This is a genomic window from Mucilaginibacter sp. A5337, assembly GCF_059690695.1.
In genome coordinates, this window is sequence record NZ_JCAWEC010000003.1 from 67214 (window position 1) to 92441 (window position 25228).

Genomic DNA, 25228 nt, shown 5'->3' on the forward strand with positions numbered 1-25228 from the left:
CTATGAAAAAAGCAGTATTTGATCATCAAGCTAAACCAGCCATCATCAGATACTGCTTTTTTATTTTATTGCTATTGGCATCCACCCAAACCTTTGCCCAAACCCGCGGCAAAGTTGAGATTATAAAAGATCCATTATTGGACAGCCTGATAGCCAAACGGTTTTCACTCAATGGTGCAACCGGTACCGATGCGGCCGGTTATTCATCATACGGTTACCGGGTGCAATTCTTCAGTGGTTCAAACCGGAAGGATGCCTATAACGCACAAAATCGTTTACAGCAGCAATATCCCGAGCTGCGTACCTACATCAGCTACCGAGAGCCCAATTTTAAAGTAAAAGCAGGCGACTTCCGTACCCGGCTCGAAGCCGAAAAACTGGTACAGGAGCTGCGTTCGTCGTTTTCGAGCATATTCATCATTTCCGAAAAAATTAATCTTCCTAAAACGGATCCTAATAATGATTAAAGAGCAAATACAGGAATTATCCGCAAAAATATTCAATGAGGTAGTGGCCAACCGCCGTCACCTGCATGCCAACCCCGAGCTTTCATTTCATGAACTGCAAACCTCGGTGTTTGTAGCCAACAAGCTTGAAGAGCTGGGTTTGGAATACCATAAAATGGCCGATACCGGTTTGGTGGCCCTTATCAAAGGTGAAAAGCCATCTGATACAAACAATGTAGTAGCATTGCGCGCTGATATGGATGCCCTGCCGATACTGGAAGCTAATGATGTTCCTTATAAATCGCAAAACCCGGGCGTGATGCATGCCTGCGGTCATGATGTGCACACTTCATCATTATTGGGGACCGCTAAAATATTAACCGAACTGAAAAGCCAGTTTGCAGGTACCGTTAAGCTGATCTTTCAACCAGCCGAAGAAAAGTTACCCGGAGGTGCAAGCATCATGATCAAAGAAGGAGTTTTGGAAAATCCAAAACCTGCAGCTGTTTTAGGCCAACACGTAATGCCGCTGATTGATGCCGGTAAAGTTGGTTTCCGCGCGGGTAAATATATGGCCTCAACCGATGAGCTTTATGTTACCGTTAAAGGTAAAGGCGGCCATGGCGCACAGCCACAGCAAAATATCGACCCTGTAATTATTACTGCTCATATATTAACTGCTTTGCAACAGGTGGTAAGCCGTTTTGCCGATCCTAAAAGCCCGTCGGTACTGTCGTTTGGTAAGGTGATTGCCAATGGCGCTACCAACGTGATCCCTAATGAGGTTTACCTGGAAGGTACTTTCCGTACCATGGATGAGAAATGGCGCGAGGAAGCCCACAAACGCATGAAAAAAATGGCCGAAGGTATTGCCGAAAGCATGGGCGGAAGCTGCGATTTTAATATCATGCGCGGTTATCCGTTCCTGATCAACGAAGAAAAATTAACCCATGCCACCCGCGGCCATGCCGAGGATTATTTGGGTAAAGAAAATGTGCTCGACCTGGATATCTGGATGGCAGCCGAAGATTTTGCCTACTATTCGCAAGCCGCCGATAGCTGTTTCTACCGCCTCGGCACCCGCAATGAAGCCCGGGGTATTACTTCTTCTGTACACACACCAACTTTTGATATTGAAGAAGATGCATTTAAAGTAAGTACCGGTTTAATGGCCTATCTGGCGGTTAAGCAGTTAGGTAACTAATTTTGAGCTGAAAGGTAAAAGGCGAAAGGCAAAAGGTGCAGCTACCTTTAACCTTTCGCCTTTTACCTTTAACCTAATTTTACTATGAAAAAACTACTCCTGATCCTTATCCTTACTACCGCAAGTCTGTTCGTGAAGGCGCAACAGATCAACCGCTTCAATCCGGATACCATTCGTACTATCGTAATCGACTCGCTGGTTGATATTCGTTCGCATAAACTTAATGCACAGGATTTTATTGATGCTGTATTGGCCGATACCGGTTTCTACCAAGCTTTCCAGAATATGAAGAAATTCGGCTTTACTGCCGAAAACCGCATTTTTACTTACGATAATAAGAATAAGGTAAACGGGCGCATCTACCGCAAAATTCTGCATAGCAACGCGGCCGGTAAACATAAAATTGAATATATAGCCAAAAAGGATAGTGGCGATGTTTATAAAAAGAACGGCAAATACCAATTGTACACTGTGGAGATGTTCGATTTTATTTTCATGAACGCCTATAATTCTGATTTTACCAAGGGGGATGCCCTGCCAGGTTCGGGGGGTAAAAATGAATCGTACAAAAGCAAACTCAAAACGCTGATTTTTACGCCGGGCCGTAAGGTGAGCGGGATTCCTTTCATCAGCAGCAAAACAGAGATATTCTCGGGCGATATGCGCCAGTATTACTATTACGAATTTGCCCGTGGCAAATACCTTGATACCATTCCCGTTTACCGTTTTAAGGTGAGGTGCAAACCCAGCACGTCCGACAGTGATACCATGATCAAGGAAATGACTACTATTTTTGATGAACGCACCTTCCAGATCCTTGGTCGCTATATCGATATGAAATTCAGCAATATGTTCTTTGATTTCAATGTGCAGATGAACATCGAACTTAATAATTTCCAGGGAGAACCATTACCTACCAAAATCACCTACCAGGGTAACTGGAACATCCCTTTCCATAAAGAAGAACGCGCCAGTTTTTTGATTGTGCATAAGGATTATAAGAAAGAGTAGATGGCCCCTAACCCCTAAAGGGGAATGATCTTAAGGGGTAACGATAAAAAGCTATGTCATTGCGAGGTACGAAGCAATCGCACGTAAGCACGGCCGCCCTGTATAGCATAATGAAAGGAAATATAATAAGCTTATTTTTCATATTAGCAGGCTTTTGTATACTAATAGTTAACTTTTTAAATGCGAGGATTGTTTGGGATAAGTGACTGTTTTGCAGTGTATAATATATTCATGGTTTAGCAGGTTTTTATGCACCGGCGTAACCAAAAAAATATATTTTTGGTGGTTCGATGTTTATATTCCCAACCGTTTAATGCCTTTTAATACAATTAAATTATTTCTGTTGGTCTTGTTTGCGTTTGCTTGTGTACAAGTTAGAGCGCAGACGGTTGTTTGTAACGGAAGTTATGGCGACCCGGTGGTGAAACTTGATTTTGGATCGGGAGTTAGTCATACCGGCCCTCCACTGGCTACAGGTATTACAACTATGAACTACACTTCTGATTGTCCAAAAGACACGTATTATTCAATTGTAAGCAGTCAGACCGCATGCCACCATGACACATGGCATACGGTACTTCATGATCATACAGGAAATACCGGCGGCTACATGATGCTCGTGAACGCGTCATATGAGCCGAGTGTTTTTTTTACCGAAGCAAAGGACCTTAATCTTTGCGAGAATACGACTTACGAGTTTTCGGCGTATGTACTTAACCTTATGAAGCTTTCATCAAGCGATGCAGATACTAAGCAGCCCGATTTATTATTTACCATAAAAAAGCCAGACGGAACAATTTTGGTTCAGTACGATACCTATACCATACAGCCTACCGCAGACCCTCAATGGAATAAATATAGCGTGCCGTTTTCAACAGGTGCCGGGGTTACTCAAATTGTATTGGAGATCTCAAATAATGGTGCAGGTGGTAATGGAAATGATTTGCTTCTTGATGATATTGAATTCAGGGCCTGTGGACCTACTATCAAGGTGGGATTTACCACCGTTGACGACACCCAGCCTAAAAATAGCTGTAAAGGGCAGGTTCAAAGCTATAACCTTATAGCCGATCTGAATAATGGCTACAGCAATCCCAAAGAACAATGGCAAAGCAGTACCGACGGTGGTGTTACCTGGGTAAATATACCCGGAGCAACAAATCTCAGTTATTCATTTCAATTTGATGAAAATAAACCGGTTGGCACTTACCTATATAGGATGGCTGCTGCCGAGGGGGACAATATCAATTCGCCTAATTGCCGCGTTTATTCAGATGTGCGTACTGTAACTGTTAACGCTTACCTGGACAAACCTACAGTTACTGCTCCTGCAGTATGCGAAGGTGACGCGCTTACACTCGCAGCTACCGCGCCCGGAGCGGTGAGTTATGAATGGACGGGGCCGGGCGTTACTGCTGCCAATAAAAATCAAAATCCGTTAGTCATCGACAATGCCACTGTTGCTGCAGTAGGTGACTACCAGGTTACCGTAGTTTCGGCCGGCGGATGTCCCACCCCATCGGATAAAGTAAAGGCAACCGTCAATTTAAAACCCGTGATACCGGCTATTGCCCCTGCTCCAATTTGTAAAGGGAGTGCCACCATTCTCAATGAAACCACGCCTAACGCCAAAAGCTATAGTTGGTCGCCGGTGGCAGGCTTATCTGATCCAACGGCAGCGAGTCCCGCTGCTAAACCTGCCGAAACCACTACATATACTGTAACCGTAATCAGTAATGAGGGTTGTACAGCCACCCAAACGGTAACCGTAACGGTTATGCCTGTACCCGAGGCAAGTATCATTCCGCAAAAAAAGATTTTTGAAGGGCAGTCTGTAGTACTGGATGCCCAGACGCAATATACCGACACGTACTTATGGAGTCCTGCCACCGGGCTTGACGACCCTACTAAAAAGAATCCTGTTGCCAGTCCTACCGATGATATCACTTATACACTGAAAGCTACATCAGGTATTGGCTGCGGATCTGCCTATGCCTCAATTTTTGTACGGGTGTATAAAAAAATTGTTATTCCTACCACGTTTTCGCCTAATGGAGACGGTTTAAATGATTATTGGGATATCGAAGCTTTGTCAACCTATCCGCAAAGTACGATGAATGTTTTTAGCCGCAGCGGGCAAAAAGTATATAGTTCCACAGGTTACGACAAACCCTGGAATGGTGCCTATAAAGGATATGTTTTGCCATCGGGTACGTATTACTACGTGATTGATCTTAAAAGTGGCGCACCACTTTTATCGGGTTGGGTGCTTATTGTCCATTAATGAGCTTTAGTCTTTAGCCTAAAGTCATAAGTGCTAAGAAGCTTTTGAATTTGATTGTTTTTCTAAGAGACTGTTTAAAAACGATAGTTTTTGAATGTAGAGACACATAATTGCGTCTTCCGCTTGCAATTTACGGCAGCAGAGGCGCTTTGAAATCGGCTTGTCTTCCGGGAGACGCAATTATGCGTCTCTGCAAAAATACTTTCTCCCATTTTTAAACAGCTTCTAAACAATCCGATTTGTGACTTCCGACTTAGGACTATTGACTTAATTTATAAAACTGACCGTTGACTGCTGCCTGAATTAGAGTGGTTGAACATACTTTTGATGTTTTAAGTGTTGATTCGGTCATGCACGTGCGTCTTTCCCCGATTTTTTTACTGTTGATGTTATTTTGTACCAGTGTCAATGCTCAAAGCATGGATTGTACCGGAAAATTAGGGCATTGGTTATTCAGGGAAGATTTTGGCTCGGGCATCGGACATGGGCCTGCATTACCGGCTGGTGTTACCAATATGGTCTATACACCCTATTGCCCGGCCGACGGCTTTTATACACTGGTTAATACTTCGGAAGGCTGTGCTGAAGAGTCCTGGAATAAGGTGATACATGACCATACCGGTAATAATAATGGCTATATGATGATGATCAATGCATCAAACGAGCCGAGCACTTTTTATACCCGCATGGTGCCCTCTCTTTGCCCCGCTACAACCTATGAGTTTTCGGCCTATATCCTTAACCTGCTTAAAAATACCGTAGTTGGGCCAACGGTGCAGCAACCGGATATTCTTTTTTCTATCGAAACAACAACCGGCGAAGTGCTTGAAACACTGCGTACGGGGCCGATAGCTGCAACGTCGGGGCCGGTATGGAAAAAGTATAAGCTGGTTTTTAAAACGCCGGATAATGTAAGCAGCCTTGTTTTAAAAATAAGCAACAATGCCCCCGGCGGTCCAGGTAATGATTTGTTGCTTGACGATATCGAATTTATAACAAGTGCGCCTAAATTAACCATCCCTACTGCATTTTCGCCCAATGGCGATGGGGTTAATGATGTGTGGAATGTTGTTAATCTTGATGCTTATACCGATTGTGTTTTGACTATTTATGATCGCGGCGGTGCAGTGATTTTTAAAAGCATAGGCTATAACACCCCCTGGAATGGTACCCGTAACGGTGCCCCTCTTGACACCGGGACTTATTATTATGTAATTGATTTCAAGAATGAGATCCCAAGGGTATCGGGATGGGTGTTTTTGATTAGATAGGTTTTTGGGGATTACACCGATTATTTTTTGATTTCACCGATACTCAGCTGATTTAATTAGTTCCGCCCAATGTTGAAATCTTTCTTTTATCAAAATAATCCCTGCAATCGCAGAAAAAAGGAATCGGTGTAATCAATTCCAATCGGTGCAATCTCCCAAAATCAAAATCTAATGATCTTATCGATCTGCTCGTTTACAAACTTTATGGTATCGGGTTTAAACAGGTTTTCTTCTTCGTCAAACTCTTTGTGTATGGCTGCTATGTGCAGTTTAAGCGCCATGATGTTGAGGTGCAGGTAGTGGCAAACGCCGGTGAAATGGTCAACGCCGCGAATGTTGCCGTATTTACCCGATGATAAGCCTACCAAAGCCGCTTTTTTATCGTAAAAACTTTCCGGAAAACTGCAGGCATCAATAAAAACCTTGAGTACGCCCGGAAAGCTGCCATTGTATTCGGGGATAAGAAAAATAAATTTATCGGTATTGGTAACTACCTGCTGTATAGGCTCAAACTCAGCGCTCCTTTTATTATACAGGTCGGTTTCAATAATATTAGGCGGTAGTTGTGCAAGCGATAAAATACCTGCTTCCACGCCTTTTTCGCGTAGCTTTTGCTGGTAAACATGCGCAAGCTTAAGCGTTGAGCTTCCGGGCCTGTTGGTTGACGATATAATGGTTATCATTTATTATTGGTAAATTGCTGATCGGTTTGATTAGTGATATTGCTATTTTTTTTATTATTAATATTCTGTTAATGAGTGCTTTAATTTTGAATATGATTTAAGCAATAATATTCACCCGCTTATTAAGTTGATAATTCACTAATTGATCAATATTGTTTGTAAATAGGCAAAAGCTGTGGAATTCTGCATTATTTAATTCCGTATCTTTATCACCGGATAAAAACTTTACGAAAGTAGAAATTTCTGTTTCTATTTAACGTTGTTATAAATCACAGAACTATAAATTTTTTTAAACTATAGAATGAGTAAAATTATTGCTTTAGCCAACCAGAAAGGCGGCGTAGGGAAAACTACATCATCTATAAATCTGGCTGCAAGTTTAGCTGTATTAGATTATAAAACTTTGTTGGTTGATGCCGATCCGCAGGCCAATTCAACTTCGGGTATTGGCTTCGATCCCCGCAATATAAAAAACAGTATTTACGAATGTATCATCAATGAGGTTGACCCTCATGAGGCCATTCAGAAAACTGAAACCCCTAATCTTGATTTATTGCCCGCACATATTGACCTGGTAGGTGCCGAAATTGAAATGATCAATTTAAGCGGCCGAGAGTACAAAATGAAGCAGGTATTTGACAAGGTGCGCGACGAATATGATTTTATCATTATTGATTGTTCACCGTCATTAGGTTTGATCACCATTAATGCTTTAACCGCTGCCGATTCGGTAATTGTACCTGTACAGTGCGAGTATTTTGCGTTAGAGGGTTTGGGTAAATTATTAAATACTATCAAAATTGTTCAGTCGCGCCTTAACCCGCAGCTGGAAATTGAAGGTATTTTGTTAACCATGTACGATGTCCGTTTGCGCCTGAGCAACCAGGTGGTTGACGAGGTTAAAACCCACTTTGAGGATATGGTTTTTGATACCATTATACAGCGTAATACCCGTTTAAGCGAGGCGCCAAGCTTTGGTGTATCGGTAATTATGCATGATGCTACCTGTAAGGGTGCAATCAATTATTTAAACCTTGCCCGCGAAATTTTGGAAAAAAACGGGTTGGTTAAGGGTGAACAGGCAACAGCTACAGCAACAGTATAGTAAATGAGTGGTGAAAAGAGAAATGCCCTGGGCAAGGGACTGAGTGCGCTATTGAACGACACGCCTAACGTACAGCCATACCAAAACAGAAATAAAGAAACTGCAAGCCCTGCCGAGGTAAATGACCTGGGCTCGGTTAATGAAATAAAACTAACTGAAATTGAGGTAAACCCTTTTCAGCCCCGTACCGATTTTGATGAGCAGGCACTAACAGAGCTTTCGGAGTCGATTAAATTGCAGGGTTTAATTCAGCCTATTACACTCAGGAAATTAAGCGCGCATAAATACCAGCTAATATCGGGCGAGCGCCGTTTTCGTGCATCAAAGCTGGCTGGTTTAACCCAGATCCCGGCTTATGTGCGTACTGCCAATGATCAGCAAATGCTGGAAATGGCACTCATTGAAAACATTCAGCGCGAAAACCTGAATGCCATTGAGGTTGCCCTGAGCTTTCAGCGTATGATTGAGGAGTGTAACCTGAAACAGGAAGAACTTGGCGACAGGGTGAGTAAAAACCGCTCGACAGTCACTAATTACCTGCGCCTGTTAAGGCTGCCACCGGTTATCCAGGCTTCTATTCGCGATGGGGAGCTTACTATGGGTCATGCCAAAGCTATTTTAACGTTAACTGATCCTGCAAAACAATTATTTATACATCAGCATATTATAAAGGAAGGTTTATCCGTTCGTAAGGTTGAAGAACTGGTAAGAGAGATGCAAAAGTCGCCGGTAAAAAAGGAGGGCAAACAGCCTGAGCCGGTATCATACCAGTTGCAAAAGATCCAGGATGACCTGGCTTCAAAATTTAGTACAAGGGTAAAGCTAAAAGTTGGCAGCCGCGGAAGCGGCGTTATTGAGATTCCTTTCCTGTCGGAAGATGACCTTGGCCGCATCCTTGAAATGCTTGATTGGTAATTGTTAATTTTAAAAATGTATAAATTCCTGTTTTTTTTAGGTGTATTCACTTTTTTTATTTTTGCTGCACAGGCTCAAATAGTTGATAGTACGGAGAATAAAAAAAGTGATACGCTGAAAGTAAAGCATCCCGTTAAAACCCCTTCAGGCTCGTTTGCCCCAAAAATCGATCCTGCTAAAGAAAAGATCTATCACCCGGATAGTACGCACATTCCGCATAAAGCAGTAATACATTCATTGATGGTACCGGGCTGGGGACAAGTATATAATCACAGGTGGTGGAAAGTACCGTTAATTTACGGTGGTTTAGGCCTGTTGACTTCGGCCATTATTTATAATCAGCATTATTATCACGAGTATTTAATATTATCGAGATATCGCCAGGGCAACCCGCCAAATCCCGGCGATCCTTATTATAACGAATATTTTTTATATAAGGATGTACCCGATGCCAACCTGAGCGACGCGCGTGAAAACTCAAGGCGTAACCGCGATTTAAGTATTTTTGGTTTTTTAGCCGTATGGGGTATCCAGGCTATTGATGCTTATATCGATGCCAAGTTTATTCACTCGTATACGGTTGATAATAATTTGTCGTTTAAGGTAACCCCCGGTTTAATTAATCAGCCGGTGTATGCGCAGGGTGCTAATAATGCTTATATTCCGGGTTTAAAAGTTACCTTTACGTTTTAATAAGGAAAACCACAATACCTGAAATGAAGATAGCACTACTTGGCTACGGAAAAATGGGCAAAATCATTGAAAAGATAGCCCTTAGCCGCAAGCACGAAATTGTACTTACCATTGATCATGAAACCCTTCATGACCTTACCACCGAAAACCTGCAAAAAGCAGATGTTGTAATTGAATTTACCACACCGGCATCTGTCTTGTCAAATATTGAACATTGCTTTAATGCCAATGTTCCTGTTGTTATTGGTACAACGGGCTGGTACGAGAAACTGCCGGAAGTAAAGCAGCAATGTATTGACGGGAATAAATCATTATTGTGGGCTTCAAACTTTAGTGTTGGTGTTAATGTGTTTTTCCATGTGAATAAGCTGCTGGCTAAAGTGATGAACAAGTACCCTTATTATGAGGTACAGGTTGAAGAAATTCACCATACGCAAAAAATGGACTCGCCAAGCGGTACGGCCATAACCATTGCCGAGGGGATTATTAATAATACCGATACCAAAAACGAGTGGATTAATGTATTAACTACCGATGACAAGGATGACGATGCTAACGTTGCCCCAAATCAGTTGCTCATTGAATCGTTAAGAATTGACAGCGTACCGGGCACTCACACCGTTATTTATGACTCGGAGGTTGATAGCATCGAATTTAAGCATACTGCGCATAACCGTAATGGCTTTGCTTTAGGCGCTGTACTGGCTGCCGAATGGCTTCACGATAAAAAAGGCTTTTATTCGGTTGAAGCCATGTTTGATTTTAACAGCTAATAGCTTTAATATAAATGGCAATAGCGGGCTATATTGGGTTTTATATCATGATAAGCCCGCTATTGGTTTTAATACTGGCCGGATACTGGAAACTTTTTGAAAAGGCCGGTCGCCCGGGCTGGGAAGCGCTCATTCCGGTATATCACCTTTATATTATGCTCAAGTTGAGCCAGCGGCCGCTCTGGTTGCTTTTGCTGCTTTTAATACCGGGTATTAACTTCATTATAAGCATCGGTATCCTCATTGATTTTATTAAGTCGTTCGGGAAAGTTGGTATAGGGCAAATTACCATGTCTGTACTGCTGCCTTTTATATTTATCCCTAAATGGGGGTTTGATAAAAGTACCCGCTATGTTGGACCATCGGCAAGTGATGATTTCAGAGAGAAATACCGGGATCTCAGTAAATCGCCCGTACGGGAATGGACAGAAGCCATTCTTTTCGCTGTAATAGCGGCAACCGTTATCCGCGGGCTTTTCCTGGAGGCTTTCACTATCCCTTCATCATCTATGGAAAGCTCGCTAATGGTTGGCGACTTTTTATTTGTAAGCAAGATCAATTACGGTGCCCGCCTGCCTATGACCCCGATAGCATTTCCGTTTGCACATCATACTCTGCCGCTTACGGGTACTAAAGCCTATTGGGATGGGATAAAGCTGCCATATTACCGCTTACCCGGTTTTAGCCAAGTTAAAAAAGGTGATGCCGTGGTGTTTAATTATCCTATGGATGCCGATTCGCCGTTTTATCGACCGGTTGATAAGCAGGAAAATTATATAAAACGTTGTCAGGGCAGCCCCGGCGATACCATTAAACTTGAGTATGGCCAGGTGTATGTAAATAACCAGCCGATGCCAATTCCGCGAAGTGGAGAAATGGAGTATCGCATACGTACAGACGGTTCGGTAAAAGGAATTGACCCCGGTACGCGCTATAACCTGCATATGGAAGATCTCCAGCAGTTTACAAGGGTTGATTTTACAGCGAATATGACGGTGCAATCGGCCGAAAAGCTGAAAGCCTATCCTTTTGTTAGAGCAGTGAAACCCGATATTAAATTAAGGGGCGTGTATGATCCGGAAGTTTTTCCGCACGATCCGCACTTTAGATGGAACGAAGATAACCTGGGGCCAATCATTATACCGAGAAAAGGCTGGACAGTGACGCTGGATAGCTTGACCATGCCTTTTTATCAGCGTGCTATTGAGGTGTATGAAAATAACAAGGTGCAGATTAAAGGCAATGAGATATTGATTAACGGTACTAAGGCCGATAGTTATACCTTTAAAATGGATTACTATTGGATGATGGGCGATAATAGGCACAACTCCGAAGATTCGCGTTTTTGGGGTTTTGTTCCCGAAGATCACATTGTTGGCAAGGCGGTGTTTGTATGGATGAGCTGGGATGCCAACGCGCCGTCATGGTGTAAGATAAGATGGGATAAGGTGTTTAGGCGGATCAATTAATGTGCGGATGAGGGAAGATGTGCGGATGTGCAGATTTCAGATGTGCAGATGAGGAAGGATGTGCGGATGTGCAGATTTCAGATGTGCAAATGATTGAGGAAGGATGTGCGGATGTGCAGATTTCAGATGTGCAGATGATTGAGGAAGGATGTGCGGATGTGCAGATTTCAGATGTGCAGATGGGGGAAGATTTGGGGATTTCAGATGTGCAAATGATTAGGAATGGGTGCGAATGAATGATTTGATTGGCATCTTTTAATTATTATTGGGGAGCGTAACATATAACGTGTAACATATATCTTATACATAAAATATAAACATTAAAAAATCTGCACATTTGCACATCTGAAATTTGCACATTCGATATATCATATGAACTGGAAATTCTGGAAAAAGAAAGATTCAACTAAAGTAAAAAAGAAAAAAAGTGCGCTTCGTGAATGGGGCGATGCCATCATATTTGCAGTAATAGCCGCTACCCTGATCCGTACGCTGTTTATCGAGGCTTACGTTATCCCCAGTGGTTCGATGGAAAACTCGCTTTTAATAGGCGATTACCTCTTTGTAAGCAAGGTTAATTATGGTGCAAGGATGCCAATAACCCCTGTTTCATTTCCTTTTATGCACCATACTACGCCTTGGGGAACTCAGGCTTACTGGGGCGGAATAAAATTGCCTTATTATCGCCTGCCAGGATTAAGTGACATAAAAAAACAGGATATCGTGGTTTTTAATGCACCAATCGAGGCCGATTCACCTTATTTCAGGCCGGTTGATAAACGCGAAAACATTATCAAACGTTGCCAGGGCACGCCGGGCGATACATTGAGCGTTGTTAATGCGCAGGTGTACATTAACGGTAAGGCTGCGCCAAATCCCGAAAGAGGCAAGGAGGGTTATTTTGTTGAAACTAACGGGCAGGAATTTAACCCCGCTATTTTAAATGAACTCAAGATAGGGATCAGGGGGAACACCGGCAATCGTTATGAAATGATGATGGCAAAGGAATCGGCCGCTACTTTGAAAACTTATTCAAATGTAAAATCGGTAGTGCCCGCAGTAACACTCAGAGGTACCAGCGATCCGCTGAACCCGGTTTACCCTGCCAAGTATCCGCGCTATAAGATCACGCCTAACTTCCCGGATTTTAAATGGAACGTTGACAACTACGGCCCTATCATTATCCCTAAAAAAGGCTGGACTGTTAAATTAGATAGCCTTACTTTCCCGGTTTATGGCCGCGCCATTGAGATTTATGAAAATAATAAAGTAAATGTTGTAGGTAAGGATATCATGATTAACGGAAAAAAAGCCGATACTTATACCTTTAAGCTCAACTACTATTTTATGATGGGTGATAACCGCCATAACTCGGAAGATTCGCGCTTTTGGGGTTTTGTTCCGGAAGATCACGTAGTAGGCAAGGCATTATTTACCTGGATGAGTATTGATAGTACAGCCACTTTCTTTGATAAAATAAGGTGGAACAGGCTATTCAGGGGCATACATTAATTGAAAATATAAAAACACTGAAGTGAACGTTGTAGGATTTGTAATTGCATTTATTATTTTAATCATATTGCCTTACGTAGGCTTATGGAAGTTATTTGAAAAGGCCGGCAGACCGGGTTGGGAAGCTATAATTCCGCTCTACAATTTTTATATAATGATCAAATTAAGCGGAAGGCCTGGCTGGTGGTTTGTATTGTTACTTATACCGGGGTTGGGCTTTCTTGTTGCCTTGGGTATAACAATTGATTTTATTAAATCTTACGGCAAGTTTACGTTTGCCGAACATTGTGCAGGTGTTGCACTGCAATTTATCTACCTGCCAAAATGGGGTTTTGATAAGGATACCAAATATTTAGGCCAATCGGCCAGTCCTGAGTTCAGGGCTAAATACAAGATCGCCTTAAAGAAAACCCAGGCACGTGAATGGGCCGATGCTATCATTTTTGCAGTGATAGCCGCCACGCTGATCCGTACGCTGTTTATTGAGGCGTATGTAATCCCTAGCGCTTCGATGGAAAGCTCGTTGCTTATTGGTGATTACCTGTTTGTAAGTAAAGTGAATTACGGGGCACGTTTACCCATGACGCCCGTTGCATTTCCTTTTGCACATCATACCATGCCGCTAATTAATACCAAGGCATATTGGGATGGCCTTGAGTTGCCATATTATCGTTTGCCAGGTTTAAGCGATGTGAAAAAAGGCGATGTGGTAGTTTTTAACTATCCTATGGATGCCGATTCGCCATATTTCAGGCCTGTTGATAAACGCGAAAACTATATTAAACGCTGCCAGGGCACTCCTGGTGACACTTTGAGCGTCGTTAACGCACAGGTATTTATAAACAACAAAGCGGCTATTACGCCGCCAAAAGGGGAGATCACTTATGATGTTAAAACAGACGGAAATGAGCTGAACCCGCAGATAGCAACGGATTTGCATTTGTCTGATATCTCATCGATAAATAACACCGAATTTGTTACCAATACTACCGAGGAGTCGGCAAAAGCACTGAGGGGATATTCAAACATCAAATCGGTTACACCGAGATTAACACCCAGGGGTGCTTCTGATCCTATGAACCCGGTTTATCCTGCCATTTTCTCCAATTACAAAATAGGGGCAAACATTCCTGATTATAAATGGAACGTTGACAACTTTGGGCCTATCATTGTACCTAAAAAAGGCTGGACAGTAAAGCTGGATAGTTTAACCTTCCCGATCTATGGCCGCGCTATCGCTGTATATGAAGGTAATAAAGTAGAAGTAAGCGGTAAGGACATCCTAATCAACGGACAGAAAGCCGATAGCTATACTTTTAAAATGAACTATTATTTTATGATGGGCGATAACCGTCATAATTCGGAAGATTCACGTTTTTGGGGCTTTGTTCCTGAAGATCACATAGTAGGTAAGGCGCTATTCATTTGGATGAGTGTTGATGATAACGCTTCATTCATTCATAAGATTCGTTGGAGCAGGTTGTTTAACCTGATCCATTAGGCTCCCTAACCCCTAAAGGGGGAACAATAGACAAGGCCTGTTTTGCAGAGCAAAACAGGCCTTGTGCTTTATTGTATACGCTGCCGCGGGCTTTATTATGGTTTCAGCTTTCAACTGAATTTTATGTAAGCTGGAAGCTTACATCGTAATCCCACAGGTTACGCTGCGCTAAACCTGCGGTAGTGGGTAGTTGTTGATTTAGAACTGTTGTTCCCCCTTTAGGGGGTTAGGGGGCTAATTCCGAACCTTTCCGCAAGTTTATTCAAATCCTCCACAACAGCATCAACTAATGGGATTCCATTGGCAATCCTGTCCGCTTCGGCTTCCATTTCAGGTTCGCCGGGGATGATGACCTTTTGCTCCGGATCAACCGTAGTTGATGATTTAAACCGCTCTATCCAGTTATCTAAATGATTTTTGAACTCATCAACCGGCCGGAAACCATCAACACGCATGGCGCCTAAAAAGTGGCCTATACCTGCGCCAACCGGGGCATTCGGCGGGTCAAGAAAAGCAACGAACGGCGGCACCCAGGGGCCGTAGTTTGCGCCGGATAGTACTGCTGATAATATATCAACGGTAGCGCTCAAGCCAAAACCTTTGTGGCTGCCATGATCACGATCGCTGCCGAGGGGCAGGAGGGAGCCTCCTGTTTTTAAGGCATGCGGATCGGTAGTGTAATTGCCCTCTTTGTCCTGAATCCAGCCTTCGGGAACTTGCTTGCCCAAACGCTGGGCTATTTCAAGTTTACCATTGGCAGCAGCCGAAGTAGCCATATCAACTATGACCGGCGGATATTTACCTGCCGGAAAGGCATAGCACATGGGATTGGTACCCAAAAGTCGCTCACTTGAAAAAGTAGGGGCAACCAGCGGACTGGCATTGGTCATGGCAAAGCCTATCATATCTTTCTCTACAGCCATTAATGCATGATAGCCTGCAATACCAAAATGATTGGAATTGCGTACTGACACCCAGCCCGAGCCGTATAATTCAGCTTTTTTAACGGCTACCTCCATTGCAAAAGGGGCAACCACCAAGCCAAGCCCTGCATCTCCATCTATTGTAGCCGTTGTAGGCGTTTCATGAACTATCCGGATATTGGGTGTTGGGTTAATGCGTTTCTTTTCCCAGAGGCGTACATAGCCGCTCAGGCGGGCCACGCCATGAGAATCGATGCCCCGCAGATCGGACTTGAGCAGCACATCAGCAGCTAAAACAGCATGTTCATGACTGCAGCCTATTGCTTTAAATATATCTTCTGTGAAGGTGCGTAGGGTAGATGGTGATATCAGCATAGGGGCAAAGATAACCGTTGATTTTTTTGATTACGCTGATTTCGTTGATTTTTGTCTGAACCTGGATTTGGGGGGATTTTTGGGATGGAAGGATTTTTTTGTCTGAACTCGAATTTTAAGGAATTATAAGAATTTATCGAATTTGGTGAGCATTCTGCTCATTCCTTAATTCTCCCAAATTCGAGTTCAGACCAAAGCAGGCAGGCAAAATCCTATAATCCGATTAATCCCATAAATCACGGTTCAGGCAAATTCTGCGTTAGGGATGGGAGCGGATACCTGCCCGTGCGTAATGCCTGCAGGCGTATGAGCGTACAGCCCGGGCCGCAGGCAACGCCAATAGCAGTGTGTTTAAATAATTATTAAAATATACGTCATTGCCAGGTACGAAGCAATCGCGAACTATACAGGGATGATTTGCATGGTTGCTCAGTAAAGTTAGGGATTGCTTCGTGCCTCGCAATGACGGGTGGGTGAGGATTGCTTCATTTCCTTACAGCTAATCCAATAAATATCCCCATAAAAAAAAGACCATCCGCTTACGCAAATGGTCTTTTTATTTTTTGATCCCACACCTTTCAGTGGGCCGGTCGTCTATCAAACTTTGATCTCAACCTCAACACCGCTTGGCAATTCAAGCTTCATCAGGGCATCTACAGTTTTTGAGTTAGAGCTGTAAATGTCTAATAAGCGCTTGTATGAGCAAAGTTGGAATTGCTCACGTGCTTTTTTGTTTACGTGTGGTGAACGTAATACGGTGAAGATTTTCTTTTCGGTTGGTAACGGAAGTGGTCCGCTAACTACAGCGCCTGTTGGCTTTACTGTTTTTACGATTTTCTCGGCAGATTTGTCTACCAGATTGTAATCGTAAGATTTCAATTTGATCCTGATTCTTTGGCTCATTGTTAATTTGAATTTTAACTACCCTAAGAGCTATTTATTAGGGATAGTTGATTGTTTATTTACTGTATTTGAAAATTTGGTGATTTGAAGATTTGAAAATTAAAAAGCATCTTCAAATTATCAAATCATCCAATCTTCAAATTAAATTTAGTCGATAGCAACTTGTTTGCGGCCTTTTGATTTGGCAACAACTTCGTCCTGTACGTTACGAGGTGCATCAGCGTAGTGGTCAAACTCCATAGTTGAAGTTGCACGGCCTGAAGTGATAGTACGTAATTGAGTTACGTAACCAAACATTTCAGAAAGTGGTACCATAGCTTTGATTACCTGTGAGCCGTTACGGGTGTCCATACCTTGCAGCTGGCCACGACGACGGTTCATGTCACCGATAACATCACCCATGTTTTCTTCAGGGGTTAAGATCTCGATTTTCATGATTGGCTCAAGCAATACCGGTTTACATTTTGGCAATGCTTCGCGGTAAGCAGAACGTGCAGCGATCTCGAATGATAACGCGTCCGAATCGACAGCGTGGAATGAACCATCAATCAAACGAACTTTTAAGCTTGTAAGCGGGTAACCTGCAAGTACACCATTGTCCATAGCGGCTTTGAAACCTTTCTCAACAGATGGGATAAACTCACGTGGGATAGAACCACCAACAATTTCGTTAACAAACTGCAAGCCTTCTTTGTTGTCGTCGGCTGGAGAGATAACAACCTGGATGTCGGCGAATTTACCACGACCACCAGTTTGTTTCTTGTAAGTTTCACGGTGTTGAATAGTACCGGTGATAGCCTCTTTGTAAGCTACCTGAGGAGCACCCTGGTTAACTTCCACTTTAAACTCGCGTTTTAAACGGTCCATCAAAATATCCAGGTGTAACTCACCCATACCAGAGATAACTGTTTGACCAGTATCTTGATCTGTTTGTACGCGGAAAGTTGGATCCTCTTCGGCTAGTTTACCTAAAGCAATACCTAATTTATCAACGTCGGCCTGAGTTTTAGGCTCAATTGCCAAACCGATAACCGGCTCAGGGAATACCATCGACTCAAGAACCAACTGATGTTTCTCGTCGCAAAGGGTATCACCTGTTTTGATATCTTTAAAGCCTACTACCGCAGCAATATCACCTGCACCTACGTTAGGGATAGGGTTTTGCTTGTTAGCATGCATCTGGAAGATACGGCTGATACGCTCTTTGCTTTCTGAACGCATGTTGTACACGTATGAACCAGCATCAAGGTTACCAGAGTAAACACGGATGAAGCATAAACGGCCCACAAACGGGTCGGTAGCAATTTTAAATGCTAATGCTGCAAATGGTTCTTTAACGTCTGGTTTAACCAAAATTTCGGCACCGGTGTCAGGGTTAGTACCAACAACACCTTTTGAATCAAGAGGTGAAGGCATTAACTCCATCACATAGTCAAGCATGGTTTGTACACCTTTGTTTTTGAAAGATGAACCGCAAGTCATCGGAACGATTTTACCGGCCAAAGTAGCCTGACGTAAAGCGTCTAATACTTCGCGCTCAGTGATGGTTGTAGGATCTTCAAAGAATTTCTCCATTAAAGAGTCATCAAACTCAGCAACTGCTTCCAATAATTTCTCTCTCCACTCAGTAGCTTCGTCAAGCATATCGGCAGGGATAGGCACTTCGGTAAAGGTCATACCTTTATCGTGCTCATTCCAAACAATACCACGGAAGTTGATCAAATCAACCACACCTTTAAACTGGTCTTCAGCACCGATAGGTAACTGTAATGGGATAGCAACGCTGCCCAACATTTCTTTAACCTGTTTTACCACGTTTAAGAAATCGGCGCCAGAGCGGTCCATTTTGTTAACGAAACCAATACGCGGTACGTTGTAGTTGTTAGCCAAACGCCAGTTGGTTTCTGACTGAGGCTCAACACCGTCAACCGCGCTGAATAAGAACACCAAACCATCAAGTACACGTAATGAACGGTTTACCTCTACGGTAAAGTCCACGTGACCCGGGGTATCAATGATGTTCATGTGATAGTTGTGGTTACGGTATTTCCAGTTTACGGTTGTTGCAGCCGAAGTGATGGTGATACCACGCTCCTGCTCCTGGGCCATCCAGTCCATAGTAGCGGCACCTTCGTGTACCTCACCAATTTTGTGGCTTACACCAGCATAGTAAAGGATACGCTCGGTAGTGGTAGTTTTACCAGCATCAATGTGAGCGGCAATACCAATGTTTCTTGTATATTTTAGATCTCTTGACATGTCAATTATTGAGTTTTTGAATTAGTGAATTAGTGATTGAATAAAAACGTGCGGATCAAGTCCTATTGTATCTTCAATTGTTAATTCAATCCTTTTATTTGTTTTTTATGGGATGAATTGCCGAAATAATGAATTATTGATTAGTAAAATGTTACCAAATCAATAATTCACTAATTCAGTCATTCACTAATTAGAATCTAAAGTGAGAGAACGCTTTGTTAGCCTCAGCCATTTTGTGCGTATCTTCTTTCTTCTTAACAGCGGCACCTTCGCCTTTAGCTGCTGATATGATCTCGCCGGCTAATTTCTCCATCATGGTTTTTTCACCACGACGACGTGCATAGCTGATTAACCATTTCATACCTAAAGCTATTTTACGCTCCGGACGAACCTCTGTAGGTACCTGGAAGTTAGCACCACCTACACGGCGGCTTTTTACTTCAACAGCAGGCATTACATTGTTTAAAGCTTTTTTCCAGGTTTCTAAGCCGTTTTCGCTTGTTTTTTTCTCAACAATTTCAACAGCGTTGTAAAAAATAGAGTATGCGGTTGATTTTTTACCATCATACATCATGTTGTTTACAAACCTTGTTACCAAAGTATCATTGAACTTTGGATCAGGAAGGATAATTCTCTTTTTTGGTTTTGACTTTCTCATTGCTTTCTATCCTCCTTAATTATTTCTTTTTACCTTTTGTTGGCGCTGCTGCTACCTGACCTGGTTTAGGACGTTTGGTACCATATTTTGAACGTCGTTGGTTACGGCCAGCTACACCTGATGTATCCAGTGCACCACGTATGATGTGGTAACGTACACCTGGTAAGTCTTTAACACGACCACCGCGGATCAAAACGATAGAGTGCTCCTGTAAGTTGTGACCTTCACCTGGGATGTAAGCGTTTACTTCTTTACCGTTGGTTAAGCGCACACGGGCAACTTTACGCATTGCTGAGTTTGGTTTTTTAGGGGTAGTGGTATACACACGTGTGCATACGCCTCTTCGCTGTGGACAGCTGTCCAACGCTGGTGACTTACTCTTGTCAACCAGAGCTACTCTACCTTTTCTAACTAATTGCTGAATAGTAGGCATTTCTTGCTTTTTTGTCTAATTATTTTATCCCGCATTTCGGGACTGCAAAAGTACGAACATTATTTTTGATTTTCAAGTAGTTGTGTGAAAGTTTTTTTAAGGGGAAGAAGTTGAGGGTGTGAGGATTAAAATTTTGTTTTCGGGTGGTAAATTGTCTGAACTCGAATTTCTGGAATTAAAGAATTAGCAGAAGGAAAAACAAATTCAATAAATTCTAACAATTCATTTAATTCGAGTTCAGACAAAAGCAAACTAACCTCCAATCTCCAATTACTAAACCGGGCAATACCTTCGGCCCGGGCTTTACGTTCATACGCCTGCATGCCTTACGCTCATTGGCCGGTATCCACTTCCATCCCTATTGCGAAATTCGTTTCAATTAATATTATGCCTACAGGTATAATAAAAAAGGGCCGGTTACCGATGTAACCAGGTTTAGGTGACAGCGGGCCGGCCCATAATATTTTATATAATGATTTAATAAGGGAGTTTATTCTTTTACCTTATTCCAGGTATCGCGGTTAAAAGCCAATACTTTGACGGTGTTGCCGCTCGCATCTTTAGTGAATTTTAAAGGAAAGCCAAACGCTTGGTTTAAAAACAGCACATCTGATAGGGGCTTAAAATTGATCTCCTTGCCATCCCATGATTGTTTAAGCGTTAAACCATTGGGTATTGCAGTGATTGTGATAAAAAGATCAGCCCGCTCATCCGACTGGTATTTGCCTGCTAAAACTTTTATTTGGTCGGGCTTCAGCTGTACCTCTTTTGGAGGAGTATAGCTTTTTATTTTAATAAAGGTTTGCCGGCCACCCAAAGAAATTTGGCTGATCTCTCCCGCTTCATTCTTTGAAAAAACAACAGGGATTTTTTCATCTCCATCGTCATCCATAAGTTCAAATTTAAGATCCGATTTGCGGGTTAAAATTAATTTTTGATCTCCTCCAAGTTGTTGAGCAACCAATTTATCGCCATCTGCCACTAATTTATAAACCCTGAACTCGTTTTCCTTTAATTGGTAAATGCCTTCAAATGCTTTGAGCTGGGTATCTGTGATAATAGTTATATGATGTTTGGGAGTTTTGGCTATGGTTGTAACGGCGCTTACTATAAGTGATAAAGTTAATGCAGCTATAAATGCAAGCCTGCATACGTAGCTCATGGTAGATTTAATGCAGTTCATTTTTGATAGGTTTGTAATGTATGGACCAAATTTAGAAAAAAATATTTTTAAAAATCAAATTTTACAGAATTAAATTTTGTTGTAATTTATTTTATGGATTTTTAATTTTGATTTTTTGACAAATAGCAATTAAATACGCAATAAAATTCGGCGTTTATTATAGTCTGCACATATAAAAGAGCACCGGTAAAAACCGGCACTCTCTTTCATCACTCACTAAACTACTTATGGAAAACTTAAACTAACAATCTTAATAACCGCGGTCGTGATAATGGCCATGGTCGTCACCGTCATGGTAGCCATTGTTATAACCATTATTATAACCGTTACGGTATCTATGGTGGTGACCATAATCTTCACGTACTACACAACCTGAGGTTACAGATACTACTGCTGATATTAAAAGTGCCAAAGCAACAAATTTCCTTTTCATGGTATAAAATCTTTAATCATCATCTTTATTGAAGATGTACATATATATGACTAATGGAAATGGAAAAGGATTAATCGGGGGAGATTAATTTGAAAAAGAATAGCTTTGGTAGCTTGTTCATAATCAAGCGTCATTGCGAGGTACGAAGCAATCCCCAAGAAGTAGAGAGGCTATGCAAATCCGCCCTGTAAAGTAGGGGATTGCTTCGTACCTCGCAATGAAGGGATGTAATAAGTAGTCGTTTATCTTAAAAAAATAGCGTGGCCACATTTCGAATCAAACCACCCCCATATTCTCCCTGTACTCCTGCTGAATGATCAACAAACAATTAGCACACAAACACCCGTCATACAGTTCGCTTACATATTGTACCTCATTAATAGTAAGCTGCACGGTACTGCACTGGCACTTGGTGAATGAATTGGCTTTACATTCAAAAGGTGTTTCGCAACGTTCGCAACGGATAATTTCGTGTTTGTGCATTTGTTTTTAAGTCCGAAAGTCGGGAAGTCCGCAAGTCCGAAAGAAGTGGTGCGGAAGTCTTGAGTCAAAGGTATCGAATAAACACAAGTTCTATGTCAGCTCAATCCCACTAAAACAAAAAAGTCCATAAGCTAAAACTTATGGACTTTAAATCTATTGTTCTTTGTCTTTCGGACTTATCCGACTTACGGACTTTACGACTACAAAAAAACTTAAGCTGAGCAAGTCACGCAGCCTTCTTCCATTGAGCAGGTTGGGCCTGCAGGAATTTCGTCGGCAACGGCGTCAACAACGGCAGGGATAACCGGATCCATGTTTTTGCCGCCCTGGTTCTCAACAGTAAATTTAACCGCTTGCGATGCCGCTTGTGTACGCAGGTAGTACATACCTGTTTTCAAGCCTTTTTTCCATGCATAGAAATGCATTGAAGTAAGTTTTGAAGCGTTTGGCGAGTTGATGAACAGGTTCAATGATTGCGACTGGCAAATGTACGCGCCCCTGTCGGCAGCCATATCAATGATGCTGCGCATCTTGATCTCCCAAACAGTTTTGTACAATGCTTTGATATCAGCCGGAATCTCGGGGATTTCCTGGATTGAACCGTTTGCGCTGATGATCTTATCTTTCATGCTGGTGCTCCACAAGCCAAGGTTAACCAAATCGCGTAGCAGGTATTTATTTACTACAATGAACTCACCGCTTAATACACGACGGGTGTAAATGTTTGAAGTGTATGGCTCAAAACATTCATTGTTGCCCAAAATTTGTGATGTTGAAGCAGTTGGCATTGGTGCAACCAATAATGAGTTACGTACGCCATGGTTCATTACATCTAAACGCAGGTTTTCCCAATCCCATCTGCCGCTTTCTGGTTTTACACCCCATAGATCGAACTGGAATTTACCTTGTGACAGTGGTGAACCTTTGAAAGTTTCGTAAGCGCCATCTTTTATAGCCATATCTTTTGAAGCTGTCATAGCTGCAAAGTAGATGGTTTCAAATATCTCGATGTTCAGTTTCTTAGCTTCATCGCTTTCAAACGGCATACGCAGCTGGATGAAAGTATCAGCCAAACCTTGTACACCTAAACCAATAGGACGGTGACGTAGGTTTGAGTACTCAGCTTCCTTAACAGGGTAGTAGTTGCCATCAATGATCCGGTTAAGGTTCACGGTAGCCTGGTAAGTTACTTCGTAAAGTTTTTCATGGTCAAAAGTACCGTTGTTAATGTAACGTGGCAATGCTAATGAAGCAAGGTTACAAACAGCTACTTCGTTTGCATCGGTATACTCGATGATTTCGGTGCAAAGGTTTGAGCTTTTAATGGTACCTAAGTTTTGCTGGTTTGATTTACCGTTGGCAGCATCTTTATATAATAAGTATGGTGTACCGGTTTCAACCTGCGCGTCAAGTACAGCAAACCAAAGTTCCTGTGCTTTTACAGTACGGCGCTGACGGCCTTCTTTTTCGTATTTAACGTAAAGCTCTTCAAACTCTTTACCCCAGCAATCGGCTAAGCCTGGTGCTTCGTGCGGGCAAAATAAGCTCCAATCTTCATTGGCTTCAACGCGTTGCATAAACAGGTCAGATACCCAAAGGGCGTAGAACAAGTCGCGGGCACGCATTTCTTCTTTACCATGGTTTTTACGCAGGTCAAGGAATTCAAAAATATCAGCATGCCATGGCTCTAAGTAAACAGCGAAAGCGCCTTTACGTTTACCACCGCCCTGATCTACATAACGTGCAGTATCATTAAATACACGCAGCATTGGGATGATGCCGTTGCTGGTACCATTAGTACCGCTGATGTATGAACCTGTAGCCCTTACGTTGTGGATGCTTAAACCGATACCACCCGCGCTTTGCGAAATTTTGGCGGTTTGTTTCAAAGTATCATAAATGCCTTCGATGCTGTCATCTTTCATGGTTAACAGGAAGCATGACGACATTTGTGGTTTTGGTGTACCTGCATTGAACAGGGTTGGTGTAGCATGTGTAAACCAACGCTCGCTCATTAAATGGTATGTTTTAATGGCGCTTTCAATATCGTGTTTGTGGATACCAACCGATACACGCATGAACAGGTGCTGAGGGCGCTCGGCAATTTTGCCATCGATTTTTAACAGGTATGATTTTTCAAGGGTTTTGAAACCAAAGTAATCAAAACCAAAATCGCGGTCATAAATGATGGTGCTGTCAAGCAGTTCGGCATTTTCTTTAATCACCTCATAAACATCATCGGCAATAAGGGATGCGTCTTTACCGGTTTTCTTATCAACATATTCATGCAGGAGGCGCATGGTTTCAGAAAACGATTTGATGGTGTTTTTGTGTAGGTTGGATACCGCTATACGCGAAGCCAGCAAAGCATAATCAGGGTGCTTGGTGGTTAATGAAGCGGCGGTTTCGGCAGCCAGGTTATCCAGCTCGGAGGTGGTAACGCCGTCAAACAAACCTTCAATTACCTTTTTAGCCACATCAATAGGGTCAACTAACTGAAACCCGTAGCACAGTTTTTCGATACGTGCGGTGATCTTGTCAAATTTTACGGACTCTCTTCTGCCGTCTCTTTTTATTACGAACATTTTCCCCCTCCTTTTGCCCCGTTAAAAGCGAAGCTTTTTTAGTTAATATTATTGTGATTTGATTATTTTCTGAACCTTGATTTTCCTGATTTTGGGATTAGCCTGAAACCATCTAATCACCAATCT

22 protein-coding genes are annotated in these 25228 nt (G+C 42.5%); 12 read left to right on the forward strand and 10 right to left on the reverse strand.

Translation table 11 applies throughout. The features are described 5' to 3' along the window. Positions 1-2: 2 nt before the first annotated feature. From AC59JO_RS10155 to AC59JO_RS10175, 5 genes are all read left to right on the forward strand, one after another. A complete protein-coding gene (locus AC59JO_RS10155; protein ID WP_497305123.1) occupies positions 3-467 on the forward strand; it encodes an SPOR domain-containing protein in 465 nt (154 codons plus the stop codon). Further along, positions 460-1650, forward strand: a complete 1191-nt coding sequence (locus AC59JO_RS10160; RefSeq protein ID WP_497305125.1) for a M20 metallopeptidase family protein — start codon at positions 460-462, stop codon at positions 1648-1650. Before AC59JO_RS10155 ends, AC59JO_RS10160 begins: the two co-directional genes overlap by 8 nt. 84 nt (positions 1651-1734) lie before the next feature. Beyond that, complete coding sequence (locus AC59JO_RS10165) at positions 1735-2661, forward strand: hypothetical protein (protein WP_413666111.1); 927 nt, start codon at positions 1735-1737, stop codon at positions 2659-2661. 313 nt (positions 2662-2974) lie between these two features. After that, complete coding sequence (locus tag AC59JO_RS10170; protein WP_497305127.1) at positions 2975-4945, forward strand: T9SS type B sorting domain-containing protein; 1971 nt, start codon at positions 2975-2977, stop codon at positions 4943-4945. Between the two features lie 419 nt (positions 4946-5364). Continuing rightward, a complete protein-coding gene (locus AC59JO_RS10175; protein ID WP_413666113.1) occupies positions 5365-6216 on the forward strand; it encodes a T9SS type B sorting domain-containing protein in 852 nt (283 codons plus the stop codon). Between the two features lie 161 nt (positions 6217-6377). On the opposite strand, the gene AC59JO_RS10180 is transcribed toward AC59JO_RS10175, so the two are convergent. Next, a complete protein-coding gene (locus tag AC59JO_RS10180) occupies positions 6378-6899 on the reverse strand; it encodes an NADPH-dependent FMN reductase (protein ID WP_497305129.1) in 522 nt (173 codons plus the stop codon). A 301-nt stretch (positions 6900-7200) separates the two neighbouring features. Here AC59JO_RS10180 and AC59JO_RS10185 point away from each other — a divergent pair, with 301 nt between their 5' ends. From AC59JO_RS10185 to lepB (AC59JO_RS10215), 7 genes are all read left to right on the forward strand, one after another. Beyond that, on the forward strand, positions 7201-8004 hold the full coding sequence (locus AC59JO_RS10185) for a ParA family protein (protein WP_274990071.1): 804 nt from the start codon (positions 7201-7203) through the stop codon (positions 8002-8004). Between the two features lie 3 nt (positions 8005-8007). Then, positions 8008-8919, forward strand: coding sequence for a ParB/RepB/Spo0J family partition protein (locus AC59JO_RS10190; RefSeq protein WP_497305132.1), 912 nt, complete (start codon positions 8008-8010; stop codon positions 8917-8919). 15 nt (positions 8920-8934) lie between these two features. Then, a complete protein-coding gene (locus AC59JO_RS10195) occupies positions 8935-9612 on the forward strand; it encodes a DUF5683 domain-containing protein (protein WP_413666116.1) in 678 nt (225 codons plus the stop codon). Between the two features lie 23 nt (positions 9613-9635). Next, a complete protein-coding gene (gene dapB, locus AC59JO_RS10200) occupies positions 9636-10385 on the forward strand; it encodes a 4-hydroxy-tetrahydrodipicolinate reductase (protein WP_497305134.1) in 750 nt (249 codons plus the stop codon). Positions 10386-10432: 47 nt separating this feature from the next. Continuing rightward, the gene (lepB, locus tag AC59JO_RS10205; RefSeq protein ID WP_497305136.1) at positions 10433-11854 is read left to right on the forward strand and encodes a signal peptidase I; all 1422 of its coding nucleotides are present in this window, start codon (positions 10433-10435) and stop codon (positions 11852-11854) included. A 372-nt stretch (positions 11855-12226) separates the two neighbouring features. After that, entirely contained in the window at positions 12227-13366 is a 1140-nt protein-coding gene (lepB, locus tag AC59JO_RS10210) for a signal peptidase I (RefSeq protein ID WP_497305138.1), read from the forward strand. A 22-nt stretch (positions 13367-13388) separates the two neighbouring features. Next, positions 13389-14867, forward strand: a complete 1479-nt coding sequence (lepB, locus tag AC59JO_RS10215; RefSeq protein WP_413666120.1) for a signal peptidase I — start codon at positions 13389-13391, stop codon at positions 14865-14867. Between the two features lie 218 nt (positions 14868-15085). On the opposite strand, the gene AC59JO_RS10220 is transcribed toward lepB (AC59JO_RS10215), so the two are convergent. From AC59JO_RS10220 to AC59JO_RS10260, 9 genes are all read right to left on the reverse strand, one after another. Next, positions 15086-16165 carry an Ldh family oxidoreductase gene (locus AC59JO_RS10220; RefSeq protein ID WP_497305140.1) on the reverse strand — a complete coding sequence of 360 codons (1080 nt, stop codon included), beginning with the start codon at positions 16163-16165 and terminating at the stop codon, positions 15086-15088. A 597-nt stretch (positions 16166-16762) separates the two neighbouring features. Beyond that, complete coding sequence (rpsJ, locus tag AC59JO_RS10225; RefSeq protein ID WP_022830652.1) at positions 16763-17068, reverse strand: 30S ribosomal protein S10; 306 nt, start codon at positions 17066-17068, stop codon at positions 16763-16765. Positions 17069-17215: 147 nt separating this feature from the next. Then, the gene (fusA, locus tag AC59JO_RS10230) at positions 17216-19327 is read right to left on the reverse strand and encodes an elongation factor G (protein ID WP_090530243.1); all 2112 of its coding nucleotides are present in this window, start codon (positions 19325-19327) and stop codon (positions 17216-17218) included. A 190-nt stretch (positions 19328-19517) separates the two neighbouring features. Further along, positions 19518-19985: a 30S ribosomal protein S7 gene (gene rpsG / locus AC59JO_RS10235; protein ID WP_022830654.1), complete on the reverse strand. Its 468-nt coding sequence runs from the start codon at positions 19983-19985 to the stop codon at positions 19518-19520. Positions 19986-20004: 19 nt separating this feature from the next. Beyond that, positions 20005-20418, reverse strand: coding sequence for a 30S ribosomal protein S12 (gene rpsL / locus AC59JO_RS10240; protein ID WP_073405808.1), 414 nt, complete (start codon positions 20416-20418; stop codon positions 20005-20007). A gap of 490 nt (positions 20419-20908) precedes the next feature. Next, the gene (locus AC59JO_RS10245; protein WP_413666122.1) at positions 20909-21601 is read right to left on the reverse strand and encodes a hypothetical protein; all 693 of its coding nucleotides are present in this window, start codon (positions 21599-21601) and stop codon (positions 20909-20911) included. 250 nt (positions 21602-21851) lie between these two features. Next, positions 21852-22034, reverse strand: a complete 183-nt coding sequence (locus tag AC59JO_RS10250; RefSeq protein ID WP_090530234.1) for a hypothetical protein — start codon at positions 22032-22034, stop codon at positions 21852-21854. Between the two features lie 276 nt (positions 22035-22310). Then, a complete protein-coding gene (locus AC59JO_RS10255; protein ID WP_413666123.1) occupies positions 22311-22517 on the reverse strand; it encodes a cysteine-rich CWC family protein in 207 nt (68 codons plus the stop codon). A 212-nt stretch (positions 22518-22729) separates the two neighbouring features. After that, complete coding sequence (locus tag AC59JO_RS10260; RefSeq protein WP_413666124.1) at positions 22730-25102, reverse strand: ribonucleoside-diphosphate reductase subunit alpha; 2373 nt, start codon at positions 25100-25102, stop codon at positions 22730-22732. Positions 25103-25228 lie beyond the last annotated feature (126 nt).